The sequence below is a fragment of the Streptomyces sp. NBC_00647 genome (assembly GCF_045207245.1).
Classification (GTDB): domain Bacteria; phylum Actinomycetota; class Actinomycetes; order Streptomycetales; family Streptomycetaceae; genus Streptomyces.
Genome location: NZ_CP109040.1, coordinates 4,275,399 through 4,296,306 on the forward strand (window position 1 = coordinate 4,275,399; position 20,908 = coordinate 4,296,306).

General features: G+C 69.6%; 21 protein-coding genes, 1 tRNA gene and 1 riboswitch. Of the genes, 10 read left to right on the plus strand and 12 right to left on the minus strand.

The genetic code is table 11. The annotated features are described in order from the left end of the window. Positions 1–17 precede the first annotated feature (17 nt). A complete protein-coding gene (locus OG788_RS18670) occupies positions 18–1,382 on the minus strand; it encodes a DUF445 domain-containing protein (RefSeq protein ID WP_406372187.1) in 1,365 nt (454 codons plus the stop codon). Between the two features lie 230 nt (positions 1,383–1,612). Here OG788_RS18670 and OG788_RS18675 point away from each other — a divergent pair, with 230 nt between their 5' ends. Then, positions 1,613–2,944, plus strand: a complete 1,332-nt coding sequence (locus OG788_RS18675; RefSeq protein WP_406372189.1) for an SGNH/GDSL hydrolase family protein — start codon at positions 1,613–1,615, stop codon at positions 2,942–2,944. Between the two features lie 108 nt (positions 2,945–3,052). Here OG788_RS18675 and OG788_RS18680 read toward each other — a convergent pair whose 3' ends face one another. The 4 genes from OG788_RS18680 to OG788_RS18695 form a co-directional block, all read right to left on the minus strand. Then, a complete protein-coding gene (locus tag OG788_RS18680) occupies positions 3,053–3,904 on the minus strand; it encodes a DUF1707 domain-containing protein (RefSeq protein ID WP_406372190.1) in 852 nt (283 codons plus the stop codon). Positions 3,905–3,937: 33 nt separating this feature from the next. Next, positions 3,938–5,086 carry an ATP-binding cassette domain-containing protein gene (locus OG788_RS18685; RefSeq protein ID WP_406372191.1) on the minus strand — a complete coding sequence of 383 codons (1,149 nt, stop codon included), beginning with the start codon at positions 5,084–5,086 and terminating at the stop codon, positions 3,938–3,940. A 4-nt stretch (positions 5,087–5,090) separates the two neighbouring features. Continuing rightward, entirely contained in the window at positions 5,091–5,948 is an 858-nt protein-coding gene (locus tag OG788_RS18690; RefSeq protein WP_406376786.1) for an ABC transporter permease, read from the minus strand. 79 nt (positions 5,949–6,027) lie between these two features. After that, on the minus strand, positions 6,028–6,828 hold the full coding sequence (locus OG788_RS18695) for an ABC-2 family transporter protein (protein ID WP_351541862.1): 801 nt from the start codon (positions 6,826–6,828) through the stop codon (positions 6,028–6,030). A 200-nt stretch (positions 6,829–7,028) separates the two neighbouring features. Here OG788_RS18695 and OG788_RS18700 point away from each other — a divergent pair, with 200 nt between their 5' ends. Next, entirely contained in the window at positions 7,029–9,440 is a 2,412-nt protein-coding gene (locus OG788_RS18700; RefSeq protein WP_406372193.1) for a transglycosylase domain-containing protein, read from the plus strand. A gap of 83 nt (positions 9,441–9,523) precedes the next feature. On the opposite strand, the gene bcp is transcribed toward OG788_RS18700, so the two are convergent. Next, positions 9,524–9,991: a thioredoxin-dependent thiol peroxidase gene (bcp, locus tag OG788_RS18705; RefSeq protein WP_351541864.1), complete on the minus strand. Its 468-nt coding sequence runs from the start codon at positions 9,989–9,991 to the stop codon at positions 9,524–9,526. Between the two features lie 134 nt (positions 9,992–10,125). Here bcp and OG788_RS18710 point away from each other — a divergent pair, with 134 nt between their 5' ends. The 5 genes from OG788_RS18710 (at position 10,126) to OG788_RS18730 (ending at position 12,694) form a co-directional block, all read left to right on the plus strand. Then, complete coding sequence (locus OG788_RS18710) at positions 10,126–10,464, plus strand: DUF3618 domain-containing protein (protein ID WP_351541865.1); 339 nt, start codon at positions 10,126–10,128, stop codon at positions 10,462–10,464. 97 nt (positions 10,465–10,561) lie between these two features. Then, positions 10,562–10,864: a co-chaperone GroES gene (locus OG788_RS18715; RefSeq protein ID WP_052454563.1), complete on the plus strand. Its 303-nt coding sequence runs from the start codon at positions 10,562–10,564 to the stop codon at positions 10,862–10,864. 49 nt (positions 10,865–10,913) lie between these two features. Continuing rightward, a riboswitch (guanidine-III (ykkC-III) riboswitch) is annotated at positions 10,914–10,984 on the plus strand. Between the two features lie 33 nt (positions 10,985–11,017). Beyond that, entirely contained in the window at positions 11,018–11,338 is a 321-nt protein-coding gene (locus OG788_RS18720; protein ID WP_406372196.1) for a DMT family transporter, read from the plus strand. Between the two features lie 331 nt (positions 11,339–11,669). Beyond that, positions 11,670–12,578, plus strand: a complete 909-nt coding sequence (locus OG788_RS18725) for an HNH endonuclease signature motif containing protein (RefSeq protein ID WP_406372197.1) — start codon at positions 11,670–11,672, stop codon at positions 12,576–12,578. A 33-nt stretch (positions 12,579–12,611) separates the two neighbouring features. Further along, positions 12,612–12,694: transfer RNA gene (locus tag OG788_RS18730), tRNA-Leu, on the plus strand. A 55-nt stretch (positions 12,695–12,749) separates the two neighbouring features. Here OG788_RS18730 and rdgB read toward each other — a convergent pair. The 4 genes from rdgB to OG788_RS18750 form a co-directional block, all read right to left on the minus strand. Next, on the minus strand, positions 12,750–13,352 hold the full coding sequence (gene rdgB / locus OG788_RS18735; protein ID WP_406372199.1) for an RdgB/HAM1 family non-canonical purine NTP pyrophosphatase: 603 nt from the start codon (positions 13,350–13,352) through the stop codon (positions 12,750–12,752). A gap of 143 nt (positions 13,353–13,495) precedes the next feature. Continuing rightward, complete coding sequence (locus OG788_RS18740; RefSeq protein ID WP_266759216.1) at positions 13,496–13,894, minus strand: hypothetical protein; 399 nt, start codon at positions 13,892–13,894, stop codon at positions 13,496–13,498. 144 nt (positions 13,895–14,038) lie between these two features. Beyond that, positions 14,039–14,785 carry a ribonuclease PH gene (rph, locus tag OG788_RS18745; protein WP_406372200.1) on the minus strand — a complete coding sequence of 249 codons (747 nt, stop codon included), beginning with the start codon at positions 14,783–14,785 and terminating at the stop codon, positions 14,039–14,041. A 134-nt stretch (positions 14,786–14,919) separates the two neighbouring features. Next, complete coding sequence (locus OG788_RS18750) at positions 14,920–15,153, minus strand: PTS glucose/sucrose transporter subunit IIB (RefSeq protein ID WP_266759220.1); 234 nt, start codon at positions 15,151–15,153, stop codon at positions 14,920–14,922. Positions 15,154–15,327: 174 nt separating this feature from the next. Between OG788_RS18750 and OG788_RS18755 the strand changes: the two genes are divergently transcribed. Together OG788_RS18755 and OG788_RS18760 are read left to right on the plus strand one after the other, a co-directional pair. Continuing rightward, positions 15,328–16,614 carry a PTS transporter subunit EIIC gene (locus OG788_RS18755; protein WP_406372202.1) on the plus strand — a complete coding sequence of 429 codons (1,287 nt, stop codon included), beginning with the start codon at positions 15,328–15,330 and terminating at the stop codon, positions 16,612–16,614. Positions 16,615–16,899: 285 nt separating this feature from the next. Continuing rightward, the gene (locus OG788_RS18760; RefSeq protein WP_356748105.1) at positions 16,900–18,150 is read left to right on the plus strand and encodes a PTS transporter subunit EIIC; all 1,251 of its coding nucleotides are present in this window, start codon (positions 16,900–16,902) and stop codon (positions 18,148–18,150) included. 71 nt (positions 18,151–18,221) lie between these two features. Here OG788_RS18760 and OG788_RS18765 read toward each other — a convergent pair whose 3' ends face one another. Next, a complete protein-coding gene (locus OG788_RS18765; RefSeq protein WP_406372205.1) occupies positions 18,222–18,974 on the minus strand; it encodes an MBL fold metallo-hydrolase in 753 nt (250 codons plus the stop codon). Positions 18,975–19,223: 249 nt separating this feature from the next. Here OG788_RS18765 and OG788_RS18770 point away from each other — a divergent pair, with 249 nt between their 5' ends. Continuing rightward, positions 19,224–19,697: a type II toxin-antitoxin system PemK/MazF family toxin gene (locus OG788_RS18770; RefSeq protein WP_406372207.1), complete on the plus strand. Its 474-nt coding sequence runs from the start codon at positions 19,224–19,226 to the stop codon at positions 19,695–19,697. Positions 19,698–19,954: 257 nt separating this feature from the next. Here the strand turns inward: OG788_RS18770 and OG788_RS18775 are convergent, their stop codons facing one another. Continuing rightward, positions 19,955–20,905 (minus strand): cysteine synthase, encoded by a 951-nt coding sequence (locus OG788_RS18775; RefSeq protein ID WP_356748099.1) that lies wholly within the window; start codon positions 20,903–20,905, stop codon positions 19,955–19,957. Positions 20,906–20,908: the final 3 nt, after the last annotated feature.

The window sequence follows — 20,908 nt, forward strand, 5'->3', positions numbered from 1 at the left end:
GCCCACGACCCGGCCGATTACGCCCCCAGCGCCCGTGACACGACGTAGATCAGCAGTCCGGCCAGTGAGCCGACCACCGTGCCGTTGATCCGGATGAACTGGAGGTCCCGGCCGATGTTCGCCTCGATCTTCTTGGTCGTGTGCTCGGCGTCCCAGCCCGCGACCGTATCTGTGATGAGCGAGGTGATCTCCTTGCGGTACGTGGTCACGACGTACACCGCGGCGCCCTCCAGCCAGCCGTCGACCTTGGCCTGGAGCTTGGGTTCGGTGGCCATCCGGGCGCCGAGGGACAGCAGGGAGGCGCGCACGCGCAGCCGCAGCTCACTGCGCTCGTCCTCGGCCGCGGACACGATCATCGACCGTACGGCCGTCCACGCGGAGGCGATCAGGTCCTGGACCTCGCCCCGGCCCAGCACCTCGCCCTTGAGGCGCTCGACGCGCGCACGGGTGTCGGTGTCGGACTGGAGGTCGGAGGCGAAGTCGGTGAGGAACCGGTCGAGGGCGCCGCGGGCCGGGTGGGACGGGGAGTCGCGCATCTCCGTGACGAAGCGGAGCAGTTCCCTGTAGACGCGCTCGCCGACCTTCTTGTCGACGAAGCGGGGCGTCCAGCCGGGCGCGCCGCCCTGGACGGCGTCCATGACCTGCTCGTCGTGGAACACCAGCCAGTCGTGGGCGCGGGTGACCACCAGGTCGACGATCCGTTTGTGGCCGCCGTCCGCGACGATCTTCTCCAGCATCTTCCCTATGCCGGGCGCGATCTCCTGGGCGTCGGCGCGCCGGGTGATCGCCTCACCGACGACGGCCTGCACGTCGGAGTCCCTGAGGACGGTCAGCGCGCCTCGGAGCGCGGCGGCCAGCTCGGCCGTGACCCGGTCCGCGTGTTCGGGATCGGCGAGCCAGGCGCCCAGCCTGCTGCCGATGCCCACGGCGCGCAGCCGCTGCCGGACGACGTCCTCGGAGAGGAAGTTCTCGCCGACGAACTCGCCCAGCGAGACGCCCAGCTGGTCCTTCTTCGTGGGGATGATCGCGGTGTGCGGGATGGGCAGGCCGAGCGGATGCCGGAAGAGGGCCGTGACGGCGAACCAGTCCGCCAGCGCGCCGACCATGCCCGCCTCCGCGGCCGCCGCGACATAGCCGGCCCAGGCGCCCGCGCCCTCGTGCGAGGCCCACTTGGCCAGCACGTAGACGACGGCGACGAAGAGCAGCAGGCCGGTGGCGGTCGCCTTCATCCGGCGCACCCCGCGGCGCTTCTCCTCGTCGGCGGGGCTGAAGGTGTTCATCGCCCGGCCCGGAGGCCCGGCGGCCGTCGTCGTGTTCGCGGCGGCGCCGGGACGGGCATGCTGCTCCATGTCGTCCGGTTCACCCGAATTCGTGCGTTCCATTCACTCCACCCGTTCGCAAGCCCCGTCACACCCCGTACACATTGTCCCTTTCTCCCTCTCTTCCTGACCGACTCCTGGAACGACACAGGAGTTCCCGGCGTCTGTTCGGTTGGGGAATCGACCGGGGGGTCCCGTAGGGGGTGCTTCGGTGCTCGTCCACCCCATGACGCATCATGGGGTGATCACATCGGAGTCCCGGGCTCCCACTCGTTGGAGGAGAAACGCATCGCATGACCAAGCGTCACGGTTATGCCCTGCTCGCCGCGGTCCTTGCCGTGGTCGTGGTCCTTTCCGCAGCCATATACATCGGTGTCGCGGCCGACGACGGCACGGGCACCAGGTCCGACGTCGCCGGTGGCCGCACGACACACAACGCCGCCGCACCCGCCTCCACCGGCACCTGGGTCGGCGCCTGGTCGGCCTCCCCGGCCGGAGCCGAGCCCGGCACGGAAACGACCGGACTGGCGGGCCGCTCCGTGCGCAACGTCGTGCACGCGGCCGCCGGGGGTACGAGTGCCCGCATCACGCTGTCCAATCTCTACGGGCAGCAGCCGCTCACCGTCTCGCACGCCACGATCGCCGTGGCCGCGACGGCGAACAACGCCGCCGCCGCGGTCGGCACCATGCGCCGCCTCACGTTCGGCGGCGCCACGACGGTCGCGGTCCCGGCAGGCGGACAGGTGATGAGCGACGCCGTGCGGGTGCGCATCCCGCACGGCGCGGACGTCCTCGTGACGACGTACTCGCCGACCCCGTCCGGACCGGTGACCTACCACCCGTTCGCACGGCAGCTCTCGTACGTCGCCGAGGGCGACCGCACCGAGGACGTGAGCGGCGTCTCGTACACCGGACAGAGCCCGTACTGGCGCTACTTGACCGCGCTCGACGTGCTGAGCGACGAGGCCGCGGGCACCGTCGTCGTCCTCGGCGATTCGCTCACCGACGGCATCACCTCCACCGTGGGGGCCAACCACCGCTGGACGGACGTCCTTTCGGAGCGGCTGCGCGCCTCGGCCGGAAGCGGCGAGACGCCCCGCTACAGCGTCGTCAACCAGGGCATCAGCGGGAACCGGATCCTCGCCGCCGGGCTCGGCCGGCCGGCCGACAACCCCAGCGGGCTGAGCCGCTTCGGGCGGGACGTGCTCGACCGTACGAACGTCAGGGCCGTCGTCATCGACCTCGGGGTCAACGACATCCTGCGCAACCCGAACCAGGTCGATCCGCGCACCGTCACCGACGGCCTGCGGACCCTGGTGCGGCAGGCGCACGCCCGTGGACTGCGGGTCGTCGGCGCCACACTGATGCCCTTCCAGGGACACCGGGGCTACACGGACGCGCGGGATGCCGTACGCCGGGCCGTGAACGCGGAGATCCGGTCCGGGAACGTGTACGACGCCGTCGTCGACTTCGACGCGGCCCTGCGGGACCCGTACAACCCGCGCCGGCTGCGGAGCGACTACGACTCGGGCGATCACCTGCACCCCAGCGACAAGGGGTACCGGCGGATGGCCGACGTGTTCGACCTGGGAGACCTGAAGGGTGCGGCTCCGGCGGACCTGTGATCCGCCGGGCGTCGCCGGCCCCGGACGGCGCACGCCTCGGTGGCAGGACACCGGACCTCGGTGTCACCGGACGGCGCCAGAGGCCCGCGGCCCGGACGGGGCCGCCGTTCAGTAGTCGCCGTCGCGCCGCCGGTGGCGGTCCTCCCGGCGTTCCCGGTGCCGCTCCCTGCGCTCCTCGTGGCGTTCGTGCCGGTCCTCGTGACGGTCCCGGATCAGGTCGCGGGCGTCGTCGAGCACGTCGAACATGTCGTCGAGGCCCCCGCCCCGTGAACCCTGGAGCTCCTTGCGGGCCGCCCTGCGCTCCAGCTTCTCCTGGCGGCGCTCCTCCTTGAGGCGCTGCCGCTCGGCACGGGTGAGTTTCCGCTCGACGCCGACACCGCCCCAGAAGGCGAAGCCCGTGACGATCACCCGGGGTGCCCCGGGTTCGCCGGCCTGGTCCGACTCACGGTGGTCGAAGCCGCCCATGATGCCGATGCCCCGGACGACGACCTCGACGCCGGGCGGCACGATCACGTTCATCCCGCCCATGATCGCGACGCAGTTGATGACGACCTCGTGGTCCGCGAAGTTCGCCTCACGCAGGTCGAGTTCGCCGCCGCCCATGAAGGCGAAGGAGTTGAAACGCTTCGGCACCGTCCAGCGGCCCTTGCGCTCGAATCCGGACAGGATCGCCACGCCCCACGAGGACGAGCCCTCGCCGCCGACGACACGAGCGCCCCAACTCCCGTCGTCCATAGGCCTCTTGACCATGGATATGGGAGCACTCGCGGCCGCGCCCGGCAGATCACGGGTGATCGGGGTCAACTCACCGTAGGTACGGGCGCTGTACGTCGCCTCCAGCCGCTCCTCGAACTCCTCCATGTCGAGGCGGCCTTCGGCGAGGGCGTCCCTCAGCTGTTCGGCGACTCGTTCACGATCGGCGTCGGAGGCGCGCAGCTCCGGGAGTTCGTCGTCGGTCATGGACAGCAGCCTACGAGTTCCCCCGCCCGCGGGCTATCCGGCCCGGCCTTCCGGCGCCTCCCGCTGCGAGACCGCTTTCCCTGCCGTACCGGCCTTCCCCGCGTACATGCGGCTGATGACCGCCTCGATGTCCGGCTCCCGCACCGAGAGGTCCATCAACGGATACTCCGCCGCGATCCGCGCCACCAGCGGAGCCGCCGACCCGGCGGCGGGAAACGCCAGCCACTGCCGCGGCCCCTCCACCTTCACCACCCGCGCCGACTCCACCTCGATCGGCGGCAGTTCCCGCTCCAGGTCCACCACCAGCGTCCGCTCGCTCTCCCCCACCTCGTGCAGCCCGCTCAGCGGACCGTCGTACATCAGCCGCCCGTGGTCGATGACCATCACCCGCCGGCACAACTGCTCGATGTCGGTGAGGTCGTGCGTGGTGAGCAGAACGGTCGTACCCCGCTCGGCGTTCAGGTCCCGCAGGAACTCCCGGACCCGCGCCTTGCTGATCACGTCGAGCCCGATCGTCGGCTCGTCCAGGTAGAGCACCTCAGGGTCGTGCAGCAGGGCCGCCGCGATGTCGCCGCGCATCCGCTGCCCCAGCGACAGCTGCCGCACCGGGACGTCCAACAGGTCGCCGAGCTCCAGGAGTTCGACACAACGGTCGAGGTTCTCCCGGTAACGACCGTCCGGGATGCGGTACATGCGGTGCATCAGCCGGTAGGAGTCGATCAGCGGGAGGTCCCACCACAGGGTGGTGCGCTGCCCGAACACGACGCCGATCCGGCGCGCGAGACGGGTGCGCTCGCGCGACGGGTCGAGGCCCGCGACACGCAGCCGGCCCCCGGACGGGGTGAGGATGCCGGTCAGCATCTTGATGGTGGTCGACTTGCCGGCGCCGTTCGGGCCGATGTAGCCGACCATCTCGCCGCGCCGCACGGTGAAGGAGATCGAGTCGACGGCCCGCACCCGCCGGCGCTCACTGCGCAGGAAGCCCGTCTTCTTGCGCACGTCGAAGACCTTCTCGACGCCGTCGAGCTCGATGAAGGCGTCGTCCGGACCCTTGATGTCCCGTTCCGGCCCGGCGAAGTCCCGTTCCCTCTCCGGCCCGGTGAAGTCCCGTTCCCGGTCCGGCCCGGTGAAGTCCCGCTCCGGACCGGTGCATTCGCTGTCCCCGGCGATGGCCACGCCCATTCCCCTAACTTCCCGTACTCCGGTACGCGCGCAGCCCCGCGCGCCAGGCGATCCCGGCCAGCGCGCAGCAGCCCGCCGCCACGAGTGGTGGTGTGAACGCGACCCACGTCGGCAGGTCGAGCGGATAGGGCCGCCCCAGCACGTACAGCGCGGGCAGCCAGTTGACGAAGGCGAGCGGGAGCACGAAGGTCACCCCGCGCAGCAGGTCCTTGGCGAAGACGGTCGGCGGGTACTGCAGGAGCGTGCTGCCGCCGTACGTGAAGGAGTTCTGCACCTCGGCGGCGTCCTGGGCGATGAACTGGAAGGACGCGCCCGCCACGAACACCGCCGAGAAGATCGCTCCCCCGCTGAGCAGCATCAGCGGGATCATCAGCACCTTGAGCGGCGTCCAGTGGATGTCGAGAACCACGAGGGCGTATCCGAGGACGAGCAGACCCTGGGTGATACGGCCGAGGCGGCGCAGTGCGAAGCGGTCCGCGGCGACCTGGGCGAGCACCGGCACGGGGCGGACCAGGAGCGTGTCGAGTGTGCCGTCGCGCACCCGGCGCCCGAGCCGGTCCATCGAGCCGAGCGCGAGGTCCGCGAGCCCGAAGGCGGTGCCGGCCGCGCCGTAGAGCAGGGCGACCTCGGGCAGGCTGTAGCCGCCGATCCGGTCGACCTGCGAGAACATCAGCAGGATCGCCACGAAGTCGAGGGCGGTGGCAAGGAAGTTCCCGAAGGCCGTCATCGCGAAGGAGGCCCGGTAGGCCATCGTGGAGCGGATCCACATCGCGGTGATCAGGCGGTAGGCGCGCAGCCCGTCGCGCAGCCGCTCGTACGCCCCCTGCCGCTCGAAGGGCGGGAAGTCCGCCGCGCGGACCACCTCCCGCACCGGACCGGCCCACCGGGGCGCCCCCTCCCCCACCGGACCGGCCACGACCCGCGTCCCCCGCTCCACCGGGTCAGCCACCCTGCACCACCACCCTCCTCGTCGCCACCGACTGGACCAGCCGCCCGGCCGTGAGCAGCCCGAGGGCCCAGGCGGCCTGCGACACGTACGTGCTCAGCGGATCGGCCGTGCCGAGCAGGACGTCCACGGGTGCCTGGATCAGCGACGACCAGGGCAGGGCCCGTACGACGTCGCCGAGGACGCCCGGGAACACGTTCAGCGGCAGCAGCATCCCCGAGCAGAAGATCCCCGCGATGAACGCCAGCTGCGCCACACCCGCCCCGTCGAGAAGCCAGAACGCGGACAGCGCCACCAGGAAACGGATCGCGAAACTGACGGCCACCCCGAGCACGACCGCCACCAGGAAGGCGAGCCAGGTCAGCGGATCGGAGGGCAGCGCCAGGTCGAAGAAGAAGGCGCCGAAGGCCAGCGGAATCACTCCGCGGCCCATCAGATGGAACAGCGCCCGGCCCATGTCCTGGGCGAGCCACCACATCTGGAGGTCGGCCGGCCGGTACAGGTCGATCGCGATGTCACCCGTACGGATCCGCTCGATCAGTTCGTCCTCGAAGCCGCCGCCCATCACGGCGACCACCATCAGCAGCGCCTGGCTGAGCCACACATAGCTGAGCGCCTGCGCCTGGTCGTAGCCGCCGAGGTGCGGCTTGGTGTCCCACAGGGCGATGAAGATGTACGCCAGGATCAGCCCGAAGACGGTGTTGGTGAAGACACCCGCCGCGGTGGCGATCCGATAGGTGGCGTAGCGCCGGAACCCGCTCGCCGCGACGGACGCGTACAACCGCGCTGTGCCCACAACCCGTCCCTTTCCTCCGCGTTGAGCCAAAGCGCAGGAGCCTAGTCCCGGCCCCGTGTGGCCCGCCAGGCATTTTCCGGCGCGACACGTCCCGGGATCCGGGAACGGAACGCATGGTGCGAGAGTCTTCAAGAGGGGACGCACCAGGCGTACGAGGTCGTATGGGAACGTACGACCATAAACAGGAGTTCGGCGAACAGATGAGCGACAAGCCGCAGCCGCAGCAACGCAGCCAGGGCTGGGCACCCAGGGAACCGGAACCGGGCCCCCGCCCGGCCCCGGCCCCCGCGGCGGGACCACAGACAGGACCGGGCAAGCCCGGCAAGACGCAGAAGCGGAAAAGGACCGGCTGGCGCAGGCTCGTCCCGACCTGGCGCATGCTGCTCGGCACGATCCTCGGCGCGCTGCTGCTCGTCATCGGCCTCTTCGCGCTCGGCTACTTCCTCGTCAAGATCCCGCCCGCGAACGCCGCCGCGACCAAGCAGAGCAACGTCTACCTGTACGCCGACGGCAGCCAGCTCGCCCGCGACGGCGACGTCAACCGCGAGAACGTCTCGCTCGCCCAGATCTCCAAGGACGCCCAGCACGCCACCCTCGCCGCCGAGGACCGCGACTTCTACACCGAGTCCGCCGTCGACCCGAAGGCGATGCTCCGCGCCGGCTGGAACACCGTCACCGGCAAGGGCAGACAGTCCGGCTCGACGATCACCCAGCAGTACGTGAAGAACTACTACCTGGGCCAGGAACAGACCGTCACCCGCAAGGTGAAGGAGTTCTTCATCTCCATCAAGCTCGACCGGGAGAAGAGCAAGGACGACATCCTGGAGGGCTACCTCAACACCAGCTACTACGGCCGCAACGCCTACGGCATCCAGGCCGCCGCGCAGGCCTACTACGGCGTCGACGCCCGGCGTCTGACCGTCGCCCAGGGCGCCTACCTCGCCGCCCTGCTCAACGCGCCCAGCGAGTACGACGTGATCGCGCACCCCGAGAACAAGGCCGCGGCCCTCTCCCGCTGGAACTACGTCCTCGACGGCATGGTCAAGAAGAAGTGGCTGACCCCGGCGGATCGCGCCCGCATCACCTTCGCTCCGCCCAAGCAGGCCAAGGGCTCGGCGGGCATGTCGGGCCAGCGCGGCTACCTCGTGCAGGCCGTCAACGACTATCTGACCTCGAACAAGATCATCGACGAGGACACCCTCACCACCGGCGGCTACCGCGTCACCACCACACTCCAGAAGCCCAAGCAGGACGCCTTCGTGAAGGCCGTGAACGACCAGGTGATGGACCAGCTCGACAAGAAGAACCGCAAGGTCGACACCTACGTCCGCGCCGGCGGCGTCGCCATCGACCCGTCCAGCGGCAAGGTCCTCGCGATGTACGGCGGCATCGACTACACCCAGCAGTACGTCAACAACGCGACCCGCCGCGACTACCAGGTCGGCTCCACCTTCAAGCCGTTCGTCTTCACCTCGGCCGTCCAGAACGACTCGCAGACCCAGGACGGCCGCGTCATCACCCCGAACACGATCTACGACGGCACCGACCAGCGGCCCGTGGAAGGCTGGAACGGCGGCTTCTACGCCCCGGAGAACGAGGACGGCGTCTCGTACGGCGACATCACCGTCCGCACCGCCACCGACAAGTCGGTCAACTCGGTGTACGCGCAGATGGCCGTCGACGTCGGCCCCGCCAAGGTGGAGAAGACCGCCGTGGCCCTCGGCCTCCCCGCCGGCACCCCCGACCTGACCGCCTCCCCCTCCATCGCCCTCGGTCCGGCCACCGCCAGCGTCCTCGACATGGCGGAGGCGTACGCCACGCTCGCCAACCACGGCAGGCACGGCACGTACACACTCGTCGAGAAGGTCACCAAGGACGGCGAGGAGGATGTGGAGCTGCCTGCCCGCAGCGTTCGGCAGACGGTGAGCCGCGAGGCGGCCGACACCACCACCTCGATGCTCCAGAGCGTCGTCGACGGCGGCACCGGCCAGGCCGCGCAGGCCGCCGGCCGCCCCGCCGCGGGCAAGACCGGCACCGCGGAGGAGGACACGGCCGCCTGGTTCGCGGGCTACACCCCCGACCTCGCCACCGTCGTCTCCGTGATGGGCCAGGATCCCGAGACCGGCGCCCACAAGTCCCTGTACGGCGCCCTCGGACAGCCCCGCATCAACGGCGGCGGCTACCCCGCCCAGATCTGGGCCCAGTTCACCGGGGACGCCCTCGGGGACACCGAGGCGGCGGACTTCGACCTCCGGCTCCAGCCGGGCGCCGAGGAACCGGACTATCCCAGCTACGAGCCCAGCGAACCGGACGCCACCGACGGTCAGGACGACGGCAGCACGGACGGCGGCCAGGACGAGGACGAGACACAGGGCGGAGCGAACGGCAGCACACCGGCGCCGACGAACGGCCAGACCCAGAGTCCGGCCACCGGCGGCACCAACAGCTCCGGCGGAACCCCCAGCGGCACCACCGGTGGTGCCACCACGGGCGGCGGCACCACCGGATCCCCCACCAGCGGCGGCACGACCGGCGGAGCCACGAACGGCGGCACCACGGGCACGACACCAGGCGTGGACCCACTGGGCGGGCTCACGTCCAGAAAGCCCTGAGCGGGCTCCCGCCCAGGAGGCCCTGAACGGTCCGAGCCCCGCGGTCAGCCACCGGTCGGACTCCTGCGGCCGGATCCCCGCGGTCAGATCCCGAGATCCTTGATGATCTTCGCCACGTGCCCGGTCGCCTTCACGTTGTACAGCGCCCGCTCGACCTTGCCCTCCTCGTCCACGACCACCGTGGAACGGATGACACCGACGACCGTCTTGCCGTACAGCTTCTTCTCGCCGAAGGCGCCGTACGCCTCCAGAACCGTCTTGTCCGTGTCCCCGACCAGCGTCACCTTCAGGGACTCCTTCTCGCGGAACTTGGCGAGCTTCTCCGGCTTGTCCGGGGAGACCCCGATGACGTCGTAACCGGCGCTCGCCAGCACGTCGAGGTTGTCCGTGAAGTCGCAGGCCTGCTTCGTGCAGCCGGGAGTGAGGGCGGCCGGGTAGAAGTAGACGATGACCTTGCGGCCCTTGTGATCGGCGAGGGAAACCTCGTTGCCGTCGGCGTCGGGCAGGGTGAAGGCGGGGGCGGTGTCGCCGGGCTGGAGTCGCTCGCTCATCGGAACCTCACGTGGCCGGGGGGATGGAATGGATACGGAACGAGCGTAATGGGGGGTGCCGAGGGGTGCGGTCCGGTCCGAACTGACAGACTGTCCGAATCAGGGAGTCACAACACGACCACGGAGGCAGCGCGGTGTCGGATACGTCGAGAACGCCGGATACCAGGACTCCGGCGCAGATCGAGGCGGACATCAAGAACCGCCGCGCAACACTCGCCGACACGCTCGACGAGATCGGCGTACGAGTACACCCGAAGACGATCGTCGGAGACGCCAAGGCCAAGGTCGCCTCGAACATCGATCACACGCTGGGGCGCGCCTACGTCGGCGTCAATCGCGTCGTCGGCGATGTGAAGGGGCAGTTCGTCACCGAAGAGGGCGCTCCCAGGCTGGGACGCATCGTGCCCGCGGCTCTGGTCGCGGTCGGACTCGTCGGGCTGCTCGTGGTGGGCACGCAGCGGCGCAAGCGCTGACCCGCCCGCGTACGAAACCGGCAGGGACAGGTAGGTTCGGGGCGTGAGCGCCAATCGGGAAAAGCACAGCACCCATGACGACAAGTTGCCCATCCGGATGCTGCACGACCGCGTGCTGGTACGGCAGGACGCCGCCGAGGGCGAGCGGCGCTCCGGCGGCGGCATCCTGATCCCCGCGACGGCGGCCGTCGGCCGTCGGCTCGCCTGGGCCGAGGTCGTCGCGGTCGGACAGAACGTCCGGACGGTCGAACCGGGCGACCGGGTCCTGTACGACCCCGAGGACCGTGCCGAGGTCGAGGTGCGCGGGACCGCCTACGTGCTGATGCGCGAGCGGGATCTGCACGCCGTGGCCGCCGACCGGTTCGAAGGGTCCGAGGACTCGACCGGCCTGTATTTGTAGGGCATACGTCGTCCAGAGGGGCCGGTGACCATGGTCACCGGCCCCTTTTGCCATCCCTTTGCTACCGTGGAGGGACCCCGACGAGACGCGCCGTACCGGGCACCGCAAAGACGACGCACCGCCGTCAAGCCGTCGTCTCCCGGAGGTGCCCCCATGGCCTGGGTCCTGTTGATCGTCGCCGGTCTGCTCGAAGTGGGCTGGTCGATCGGAATGAAGTACACCGAGGGCTTCACACGCCTGGTCCCCAGCCTCCTGACGGGCGCGGGAATCATCGCGAGCATGGTCCTCCTCTCCTACGCCGCGAAGTCGCTCCCGATCGGCACGGCCTACGGCGTCTGGGTCGGCATCGGCGCGGCGGGCGCGGCAGTCCTCGGCATGACGATCCTCGGCGAACCGGCAACAGCGGCCCGCATCTTCTTCGTCTGCCTGCTCCTGGTGGCGGTGGTGGGGCTGAAGGCTACGTCGGGGCATTGAGGTCACCCGCCCCGGCCGCGCCAGAAGCCTCCTGGGCGGACGTGCCCCCACCCCCGGGGACCTGACTGCCGGTCAGCAGCACGTCAAGGGAGGTGACCATCCGATCAACGGCTCGTTACTCCGTACGAAGCTGCGAACGCGCGGTCGAGGCAGGAGGTACATGAGCATGGGGAGTACGGCAGGACCTGGCGCGACGGCCGCGCCTGGCCACAGCGCACCAGAACGAGACCCGTACAGCAGGGAGCAACTCGCGCCGGTCATCGCCGAGGCGCGCAACTGGACTGATCTGATGCGACGGCTCGGTCTCAGGACGAGTGGGGGCCAACGCCGTGTGCTCCAGGAGAAAGTAGCGAATCACGGGCTCGACACCAGCCACTTCGCCAAACGCAGCCCGTGGCGCAAATACCCCGATGCCGCCATCGCCGAAGCTGCCGCCTCGTCGTCCTCCCTGCGCGAAGTGGCTTTGAAGCTGGGCGCCACGCTGGCCACGGGGACGCTCTCCCACATCCGACGCCGCATCAGCGCGGCGGGAATTGACATCGCCCACTTCCCGGGCATGGATCGCGCCGAACCAGGCCTGCCCTTCACCCCTGAAGAACTACGGAAAGCCGCAGCCACGGCCACCAGCGTGCGTGGCACGGCACGCACACTGGGGGTCCCGGACGACAGCCGCTCGCGAGCGGCAGTGGGCCGCATGCTGGCGGCCCATGGCGTCGACATCGGACACTTCTCGCACCAGCGCGCACGGATTCCCGAGGACGAGCTCCGCAGTCTCGTAGCACGTTCCACCAGCTACGCCGATGTCATGCGCGGGCTCGGGATGAACGTTACGGACACCAATCACCGCCGGGTCCGGCGCGCAGCCTCCCGCCTCGCTCTCGACACCAGTCACTTCAAGCGCCGGGCCTGGGGGCGGCCGGAGCGCCCAGCACCTCCATCGATCGCACACCAGGTGCTGGTCGTCATGCCGAACAAAGCCGGACGGACCAACAGAACCCGGCTCCACCGGGCCATGACCGAGATCGGGGTGCCTTACGCATGTACGAGCTGCGGCAGCACCGGTGAGTGGTTGGGCCGCCGGATCACCTTGCAGATCGACCACGTCAACGGGGACTGGCGGGACAACCGCAGGGAGAATCTGCGGTATCTGTGTCCCAACTGTCATGCCCTGACGGAGACGTGGTGCCGCCAGAAGGGGCGAATGCCACTCGCCGGGCGAGCTGCTCCCCCCGTAGACTGAACGCCGCCGGTCGAAGACTATGACCGTTTTTGAGCGGCCGTGATGGAATGGCAGTCATGCTGGGTTTAGGTCCCAGTGGGTTCACACCCGTGTGGGTTCGAATCCCACCGGCCGCACTGCCGACGAGCCGTGGATCCAGTCCGCCAAGGACGGGTCCACGGCTCGCTTGCGTCAGCCCAACAGCTCCCGTACCACCGGCACCAGTGCCCGGAACGCCTTGCCCCGGTGGCTGATCGCGTTCTTCTCCGTGGGGGAGAGCTCCGCGCAGGTCCGGGTGTCGCCCTCGGGCTGGAGGATCGGGTCGTAGCCGAAGCCGTTCGTGCCGGCGGGGTTGTGGCGGAGGGTGCCGAGCAGTTGGCCCTCGACGACGCGTTCCGTGCCGTCCGGCAGGGCGAGGGCCGCCGCGCAGGCGAAGTGGGCGCCCCGGTGGGGGGCGTCGATGTCGGAGAGCTGGGCGAGGAGCAGGTCCAGGTTGGCCCGGTCGTTGCCGTGGCTGCCGGCCCAGCGGGCGGAGAAGATGCCGGGGGCGCCGTTCAGGACGTCGACGCACAGGCCCGAGTCGTCGGCGACGGCCGGCAGGCCGGTGGCCTGCGCCAGCGCGTGGGCCTTCAGCAGGGCGTTCTCCGCGAAGGTGACGCCGGTTTCCTTGACGTCGGGGATGTCCGGGTAGGCGTCCGCGCCGACGAGGTCATGGGTGAGCCCTGCGTCGGCGAGGATCGCCTTCAACTCGGTGAGCTTTCCGGCATTGCGGGTGGCGAGGATCAGGCGGGTCATGGTCGCCAGTATCTCCGAGTCCGGGCCCCGGGTCCGATCCGAGTCGGTCGCCCGTCCGATCCCGAGCCGGTCCGGGTTCGGGTCCGGTCCGCAGGTCCGATCCGAGTCGGCCCCGTCCGGTCCCCGTCCGTTCCGCGCGTGCGTTACGGCGTGCACACCTTCGTCAGTTCGCCCGCCGCGTCCGTCACGGGGCTGATGTCGGGGGTGCTGTCGCCGTTCTTGACGGCCGTGCGGACGTTGGCGACGGCCTTGCTGAGGTCGTCGACCGCCTTGTTGACGTCCGCGTTGTCGGTCTTGTCACCTATCTTGTCGAGGTTGTTCTCGATCGAGTTGAGGGACTCGTCGGTCTGCGTCGGGTCGTTCGCCGCGTTCTCGACGGCCTGTTGGAGGTCGGTGACGCTGTCGGCGATCGAGTCGGCGGTCTGGACGCAGTCGAGCGCCTTGCTCACGGCGTCGCAGCCGACGGCCGCCGGCAGGGCGACGAGTGCGGCGACGACGGCGAGTGCTGCGGTACGGCGACGATGGCGGTGGCGCGCGGCCATGGAACGGTCCCTCCCCGTGGGCATGATGTGGCGCGGCCGCGCCGGCGGCCGGTGCACTCCGCTGCGCGGAGGGCCCGAACCGCCCGACAGGGCCGGCGGGCGCACGGCTGGACCGTACGCCCGTACCCCTAAGAACGCGAAAGGTTAACGCGCGGTTGCCTCACCTGTCGCTTCGAGTACCGCGCGCTGGATGGCGGCGAGTTCGTCGCAGCCCCCGACGGCGAGGTCCAGAAGGGCGTTGAGCTCCTTGCGGTCGAAGGGCTCGGCCTCGGCGGTGCCCTGGACCTCGACGAAGCGGCCGTCGCCGGTGCACACGACGTTCATGTCGGTGTCGGCCTTCACGTCCTCCTCGTAGCAGAGGTCGAGGAGCGGGACGCCGCCGACGATGCCGACGGAGACGGCGGAGACGGTGCCGGTGAGCGGCTTGCGGCCGGCCTTGATCAGCTTCTTGCCCTGGGCCCAGGTGACGGCGTCGGCGAGGGCGACGTACGCGCCGGTGATGGCCGCGGTGCGGGTGCCGCCGTCGGCCTGGAGGACGTCGCAGTCGAGGACGATGGTGATCTCGCCGAGCGCCTTGTAGTCGATGACGGCGCGCAGGGAGCGTCCGATGAGGCGGCTGATCTCGTGGGTGCGGCCGCCGATCTTGCCGCGGACCGATTCGCGGTCGCCGCGGGTGTTGGTGGCGCGGGGCAGCATGGAGTACTCGGCGGTGACCCAGCCCTCGCCGCTGCCCTTGCGCCAGCGCGGGACGCCTTCGGTGACGGAGGCCGTGCAGAAGACCTTGGTGTCGCCGAAGGAGACGAGGACGGAGCCCTCGGCATGCTTGCTCCAACCGCGCTGGATGGTGATGGGGCGCAGCTGTTCGGGGGTGCGGCCGTCGATTCGAGACATGGCGTCGAGCCTATCCGCACAGGGGTGAGGGGCTGTCCGCCGGTGGCGGAAACAGCCCCTCAAGGGTGAGCCGGAGCGTTTGAAGCGGTGGGTGGCTCGCGGGGAGCCGGGCCGGCTTCAGTGGGTCCGGTCGCTCACATCATGTCTTCGATCTCGCCCGCGATGGGGTCGGCGTCCGTGCCGATGACGACCTGGATGGCGGTGCCCATCCTGACGACTCCGTGCGCGCCGGCGGCCTTCAGGGCGGCCTCGTTCACCAGGTCCGGGTTGGCGACCTCGGTGCGGAGCCGGGTGATGCAGCCTTCGACCTCTTCGATGTTCTCGATGCCGCCGAGCCCGGCGACGATCTTCTCAGCCTTCGTGGCCATGTCCTACTCCCTGATCAGAACCGCTTTGTCGCAGTAACCCACAGTTGGCCCATCTTCGCGAGCGGCCATGTCGTAGGTGCCGAATGATGGCGATCACGACAGAGCGACCCGTCGTCAACTGGTCTACACCAGTCGGCCTGGAGTCGCCAAACCGGCCCGGCCCGGAGGACGCCCATGAGTGCCGTCAGTGCTGTCTCACCGGCGCGCGCCCGCTGGAACAAGGCCTTCCAGGGCCTGCAGAAGATGGGCCGCAGTCTTCAGTTGCCGATCGCCGTGCTGCCGGCCGCCGGCATCCTCAACCGGCTGGGTCAGCCGGACGTGTTCGGTGCGGACGGGCTCGGCTGGGACAACGTCTCCAAGGTGATGGGCGCGGCGGGCGGCGCGCTGCTGGACGGTCAGCTCGGGCTGCCGATGCTGTTCTGTGTCGGCGTGGCCATCGGTATGGCGAAGAAGGCGGACGGTTCCACGGCGCTCGCGGCGGTCGTGGGCTTCCTCGTCTACTACAACGTGCTGCGCGCGTTCCCGGAGGACTGTCCGTCCGGGAGCGCCGCCATCAAGCTGGGCTGCCAGCTGGAGGACAACTCCGTCGTGGAGTTCACCTACCAGAATCCCGGGGTCTTCGGCGGCATCGTCATCGGGCTGCTGTCGGCGTACTTCTGGCAGCGTTATCACCGGACGAAGCTGGTGGACTGGCTCGGCTTCTTCAACGGCCGCCGTCTGGTGCCGATCATCATGGCGTTCGTGGCGATCGCGTTCGCCTCTCTGTGCGTGTGGGTGTGGCCGCCGATCGGTGACGCGCTGGAGAACTTCAGCGACTGGCTGGTCGGGTTGGGGGCGTGGGGTTCGGGTGTGTTCGGTCTGGCCAACCGGGCGTTGCTGGTGATCGGTCTGCACCAGTTCCTGAACGTGCCCATCTGGTTCCAGTTCGGCAGTTACACCAAGCCGGACGGTCAGGTCGTGCACGGCGACATCAATATGTTCCTTGCGGGCGACCCGAACGCGGGGCAGTTCCTCTCGGGCTTCTTCCCGATCATGATGTTCGCGCTGCCCGCGGCGGCGCTTGCGATCGCGCACACCGCGAAGCCCCATCGCCGCAAGGAGATCGGCGGTCTGATGCTGTCGGTGGCGCTGACGTCGTTCGTCACGGGTATCACCGAGCCGATCGAGTACTCGTTCCTGTTCATCGCGCCGCTGCTCTTCGCGGTGCACGCGGTGCTCACCGGCGTTTCCATGGCGGTGACATGGGGGCTGGGTGTGCACGACGGCTTCAGCTTCTCCGCGGGTCTGATCGACTACGTCATCAACTGGAACCTGGCGACCAGGCCGTGGGCGATCGTGCCGATCGGGCTGTGCTTCGCCGCCGTGTATTACGCGATCTTCCGGTTCGCGATCACGAAGTTCGATCTGAAGACTCCGGGGCGGGAGCCCGAGGAGGACGTGGAGGACACCACCAAGGCGTAGAGCTCCGCGCCAGGACAGCGGCCTCTGCCGCGGAGGCCCGCCCAGGCCTCCGCGGCGGAGGCCGTTTCACGAAGGGCCCCCGGACCTGTCGGTCCGGGGGCCCTTCGACATGACCGGAACCGCTTGTTCCCGTTATGGCCGAGGCCACAAAATTCGTGCCTTCCTTATCCAGCCTTCACCGTGCTAGAACAGGTCTACACCACTGAGTGGTGTAGACCACGCGGCCGCTGCCCACCCCTGTTTCGCCCTTCCCGTCCCCCGGCAGCGCCAGCACATGGAGGAACTATGAGCACCGCCACCGCATCGGCGGCACCCGCAAAGAAGCGGGGATCCGGCCTGTTCCAGGGCCTGCAGAAGGTCGGCCGCAGCCTGCAGCTGCCGATCGCCGTGCTGCCGGCGGCGGGCATTCTGCTCCGCCTCGGCCAGGACGACGTCTTCGGCAAGGACGGCCTCGGCTGGAACAAGGTCGCGGCCGTGTTCATGACCGCAGGTGACGCCGTGTTCGGCAACCTGCCGCTGCTGTTCTGTGTCGGCATCGCCATCGGCTTCGCCAAGAAGGCCGACGGCTCCACGGCACTGGCGGCGCTGGTCGGCTTCCTGGTCTACAAGAACGTGCTGACCGCGTTCCCCATCACCGACGCCAAGGTGACCAAGGGCGCGGACGTCGCCGCGACGTACAACGACCCGAAGGTCTTCGGCGGCATCATCATGGGCCTGATAGCCGCCGTCACTTGGCAGCGGTTCCACCGCACCAAGCTGCCCGACTGGCTCGGCTTCTTCAACGGCCGCCGTCTGGTCCCGATCCTGATGGCCTTCATCGGCACCGCCGTCGGCGTGTTCTTCGGCCTGGTCTGGGAGCCCATCGGCGACGTCATCACCAATTTCGGTGAGTGGATGACCGGCCTCGGCGCCGTCGGCGCCGGCATCTTCGGCGCGATCAACCGCGCGCTGCTCCCGGTCGGCATGCACCAGTTCGTGAACACGGTGGCCTGGCAGGAGATCGGCTCGTACAAGGACTCCACGGGCGCCCTGTGGCACGGCGACCTGCCGCGCTTCTTCCACGGCGACCCGACCGCCGGGCAGTTCATGACCGGCTTCTTCCCCATCATGATGTTCGCGCTGCCGGCCGCCGCCCTGGCGATCACGCACACCGCCCGCCCCGAGCGCCGCAAGGTCGTCGGCGGCATGATGATGTCGCTCGCGCTCACCTCGTTCGTCACGGGCATCACCGAGCCGATCGAGTTCGCGTTCATGTTCATCGCGCCGGTCCTGTACGTGATCCACGCGGTCCTGACCGCCCTGTCGATGGCCATCACCTGGGCCCTGGGCGTGCATCACGGCTTCAGCTTCTCGGCCGGTGCGATCGACTACTTCCTGAACTGGAACCTGGCCACCAAGCCCTGGATGATCATCCCGATCGGCCTGGTCTTCGCGGTGATCTACTACGTGGTCTTCCGCTTCGCGATCATCAAGTTCAACCTCGCCACCCCGGGCCGTGAGCCCGAGGAGGAGATCGAGGACCTCACGAAGGCGTGAGCCGTCCCTCCATACGGCCGAAGGCCCCCGGAACCACCTGGTTCCGGGGGCCTTCGTGTGCGCGGAAGCCGTCAGATCTCGTACGTCACTCGGGGCGCCGCCAGTTCCACCGGACCCGTGTACGCCGAGCGGGCGTCGGCCAGGTTGGTCCCGGGGTCCGTCCACGGGGGGATGTGGGTGAGGACGAGGCGGCGGGCGCCGGCGCGGGCGGCGGTCTCGCCGGCCTCCCGGCCGTTGAGGTGGAGGTCGGGGATGTCCTCCTTGCCGTGGGTGAACGCGGCCTCGCACAGGAACAGGTCCGTGTCGCGGGCGAGTTCGTCCAGGGTCCCGGTCACCCCGGTGTCCCCGGAGTACGTGAGGGACCTTCCGCCGTGTTCCACCCGGATGCCGTACGCCTCGACGGGGTGGCGCACCCGCTCCGTGTGCACGGTGAACGGGCCGACCTCGAACGTGCCCGGCTTGACGGTGTGGAAGTCGAAGACCTCGCTCATCGAGGACGCGGACGGCGTGTCGGCGTAGGCCGTGGTCAGGCGATGCTCCGTTCCCTCGGGTCCGTAGACGGGGATCGGGTCGCAGCGGCCGCCGTCGTGACGGTAGTACCGGGCGACGAAGTACGCGCACATGTCGATGCAGTGGTCGGCGTGCAGATGGCTGAGGAAGATCGCGTCGAGGTCGTAGAGACCGCAGTGGCGCTGCAGCTCGCCCAGGGCACCGTTGCCCATGTCGAGAAGCAGCCTGAAGCCGTCGGCCTCTACGAGGTAGCTCGAGCAGGCCGATTCCGCGGACGGGAACGACCCCGAGCAGCCGACGACGGTGAGCTTCATAAGAGCTGGAACCTCCGCGCTGACAGGAAGTGCAGAGAGTAGATGCGGGGTGCAGGTACTCGGTTGCAGATACGGAAACGGGGGTCGTGCGGTCCATCGAGCGTAAGGCGCAAAAGGGCCGGTCGCTCCTCCGCCAGGGGCTGTTGTGGGCGAACTCACCTGTGCTGTCACCGGTTCGGATGGACCTTGGGGCATCCGGGATCACCGCAGGGCGGGCGGGCGCACATGCGCGCCGGTACCTTCTTTGCTGTGGACACATCCTGGTGGCTCGCGTTGGCGGCGGTGGTACTGCTCGCACTGGTCGCGACGCTGGTGGACGGCTGGGGGCGCCGCGGGCGCCGGCCGGCCGGGCGGACGCGTCCGCCGAGCCGGCCCCGTGGACCCCGCCGGGGCGGAACCCGGCGCGGCGAGCCGCTTCCGCAGGCGTCGGAGATCTGGTGGGCGAACGTCCCCTACGAGGACGGGCCGGGGGTCAAGGACCGGCCCTGTCTCGTGCTGGTGGTGCACGGGAAGCGGGTGACCGTCGCGAAGATCACCAGCAAGTACCACGACGAGAGGCCCGGGGTGATCCCGCTGCCCCCGGGAGCCGTGGGGGACGCCCACGGACGGCCGAGCTTCCTCGAGACGGACGAGCTGCGCGAAGTACCGGTGGGCGACTTCCGCCGGCGGGTGGGCGTGGTGGACCCGGTCCTGTGGGACCAGGTCCGCTACCTGGCGGGCTGAGACGGCCGGACCGAGACCCCCGGGCCAAGACCGCCGGGCCGAGACCGCCGGGTTGAGACGGCCGGGCCGTCTCCGCTGGGCCAAGACCGCCGGGCGGAGACGGCCGGGTCGCACCGCCGGGCGGAGGCGGCACCGAGGCCGCACCGGGCTCGCCGTTCGCGCGGCACGCGCCGGAACAGATGTTTCTCCTCGAAAACGGCGGAGGGCGCGGGGGCCGTTCCTCGGCCGCCGCGCCCTCCGTCCGCGTCATCGGGGTGCTAGGCCCAGAGCTGGCCCTGCAATGCCTCGATCGCCTCTTCCGTCGTCGCCGCCGTGTAGACGCCCGTCGACAGGTACTTCCAGCCGCCGTCCGCGACCACGAAGGCGATGTCGGCCGGCTCTCCGGCCTTGACGGCCTTGTTGCCGACGCCGATCGCGGCGTGCAGCGCGGCTCCCGTGGAGACGCCCGCGAAGATGCCCTCCTGCTGGAGGAGTTCCCGGGTGCGGGTGACCGCGTCCGCCGAGCCGACGGAGAAGCGGGTGGTGAGGACGGAGGCGTCGTACAGCTCCGGTACGAAGCCCTCGTCCAGGTTCCTGAGCCCGTAGACGAGGTCGTCGTAGCGCGGCTCCGCGGCGACGATCTTGACGTCCGGCTTGTTCTCGCGCAGGAAGCGGCCGACGCCCATGAGGGTGCCCGTGGTGCCGAGGCCCGCCACGAAGTGGGTGATGGACGGGAGGTCGGCGAGGATCTCCGGGCCCGTCGTGGCGTAGTGGGCGCCGGCGTTGTCCGGGTTGCCGTACTGGTAGAGCATCACCCAGTCCGGGTGCTGCGCGGAGAGTTCCTTGGCGACGCGGACGGCGGTGTTGGAGCCGCCGGCGGCCGGGCTGGGAATGATCTCGGCGCCCCACATGCCGAGCAGGTCACGCCGTTCCTGCGAGGTGTTCTCGGGCATCACGCAGACCATGCGGTAGCCCTTGAGCTTCGCCGCCATGGCCAGCGAGATGCCGGTGTTGCCGCTGGTCGGCTCCAGGATCGTGCAGCCCGGCGTCAGACGGCCGTCCTTCTCCGCCTGCTCGATCATGTGGAGGGCCGGCCGGTCCTTGACCGAACCGGTCGGGTTGCGGTCCTCCAGCTTCGCCCAGATACGGACGTCCGCGGACGGCGAGAGCCGCGGCAGGCGCACCAGAGGGGTGTTGCCCACCGCGGCGAGCGGGGAGTCGTAGCGCATGGG

Bases quoted from the DNA above. Each gene is read 5' to 3' on its own strand.
- OG788_RS18670 (WP_406372187.1), bottom strand. From the start codon at position 1,382: ATGGAACGCACGAATTCGGGTGAACCGGACGACATGGAGCAGCATGCC.
- OG788_RS18675 (WP_406372189.1), top strand. From the start codon at position 1,613: ATGACCAAGCGTCACGGTTATGCCCTGCTCGCCGCGGTCCTTGCCGTG.
- OG788_RS18680 (WP_406372190.1), bottom strand. From the start codon at position 3,904: ATGACCGACGACGAACTCCCGGAGCTGCGCGCCTCCGACGCCGATCGT.
- OG788_RS18685 (WP_406372191.1), bottom strand. From the start codon at position 5,086: ATGGGCGTGGCCATCGCCGGGGACAGCGAATGCACCGGTCCGGAGCGG.
- OG788_RS18700 (WP_406372193.1), top strand. From the start codon at position 7,029: ATGAGCGACAAGCCGCAGCCGCAGCAACGCAGCCAGGGCTGGGCACCC.
- bcp (WP_351541864.1), bottom strand. From the start codon at position 9,991: ATGAGCGAGCGACTCCAGCCCGGCGACACCGCCCCCGCCTTCACCCTG.
- OG788_RS18715 (WP_052454563.1), top strand. From the start codon at position 10,562: ATGCTGCACGACCGCGTGCTGGTACGGCAGGACGCCGCCGAGGGCGAG.
- OG788_RS18720 (WP_406372196.1), top strand. From the start codon at position 11,018: ATGGCCTGGGTCCTGTTGATCGTCGCCGGTCTGCTCGAAGTGGGCTGG.
- rdgB (WP_406372199.1), bottom strand. From the start codon at position 13,352: ATGACCCGCCTGATCCTCGCCACCCGCAATGCCGGAAAGCTCACCGAG.
- OG788_RS18740 (WP_266759216.1), bottom strand. From the start codon at position 13,894: ATGGCCGCGCGCCACCGCCATCGTCGCCGTACCGCAGCACTCGCCGTC.
- rph (WP_406372200.1), bottom strand. From the start codon at position 14,785: ATGTCTCGAATCGACGGCCGCACCCCCGAACAGCTGCGCCCCATCACC.
- OG788_RS18750 (WP_266759220.1), bottom strand. From the start codon at position 15,153: ATGGCCACGAAGGCTGAGAAGATCGTCGCCGGGCTCGGCGGCATCGAG.
- OG788_RS18755 (WP_406372202.1), top strand. From the start codon at position 15,328: ATGAGTGCCGTCAGTGCTGTCTCACCGGCGCGCGCCCGCTGGAACAAG.
- OG788_RS18760 (WP_356748105.1), top strand. From the start codon at position 16,900: ATGAGCACCGCCACCGCATCGGCGGCACCCGCAAAGAAGCGGGGATCC.
- OG788_RS18765 (WP_406372205.1), bottom strand. From the start codon at position 18,974: ATGAAGCTCACCGTCGTCGGCTGCTCGGGGTCGTTCCCGTCCGCGGAA.
- OG788_RS18775 (WP_356748099.1), bottom strand. From the start codon at position 20,905: ATGCGCTACGACTCCCCGCTCGCCGCGGTGGGCAACACCCCTCTGGTG.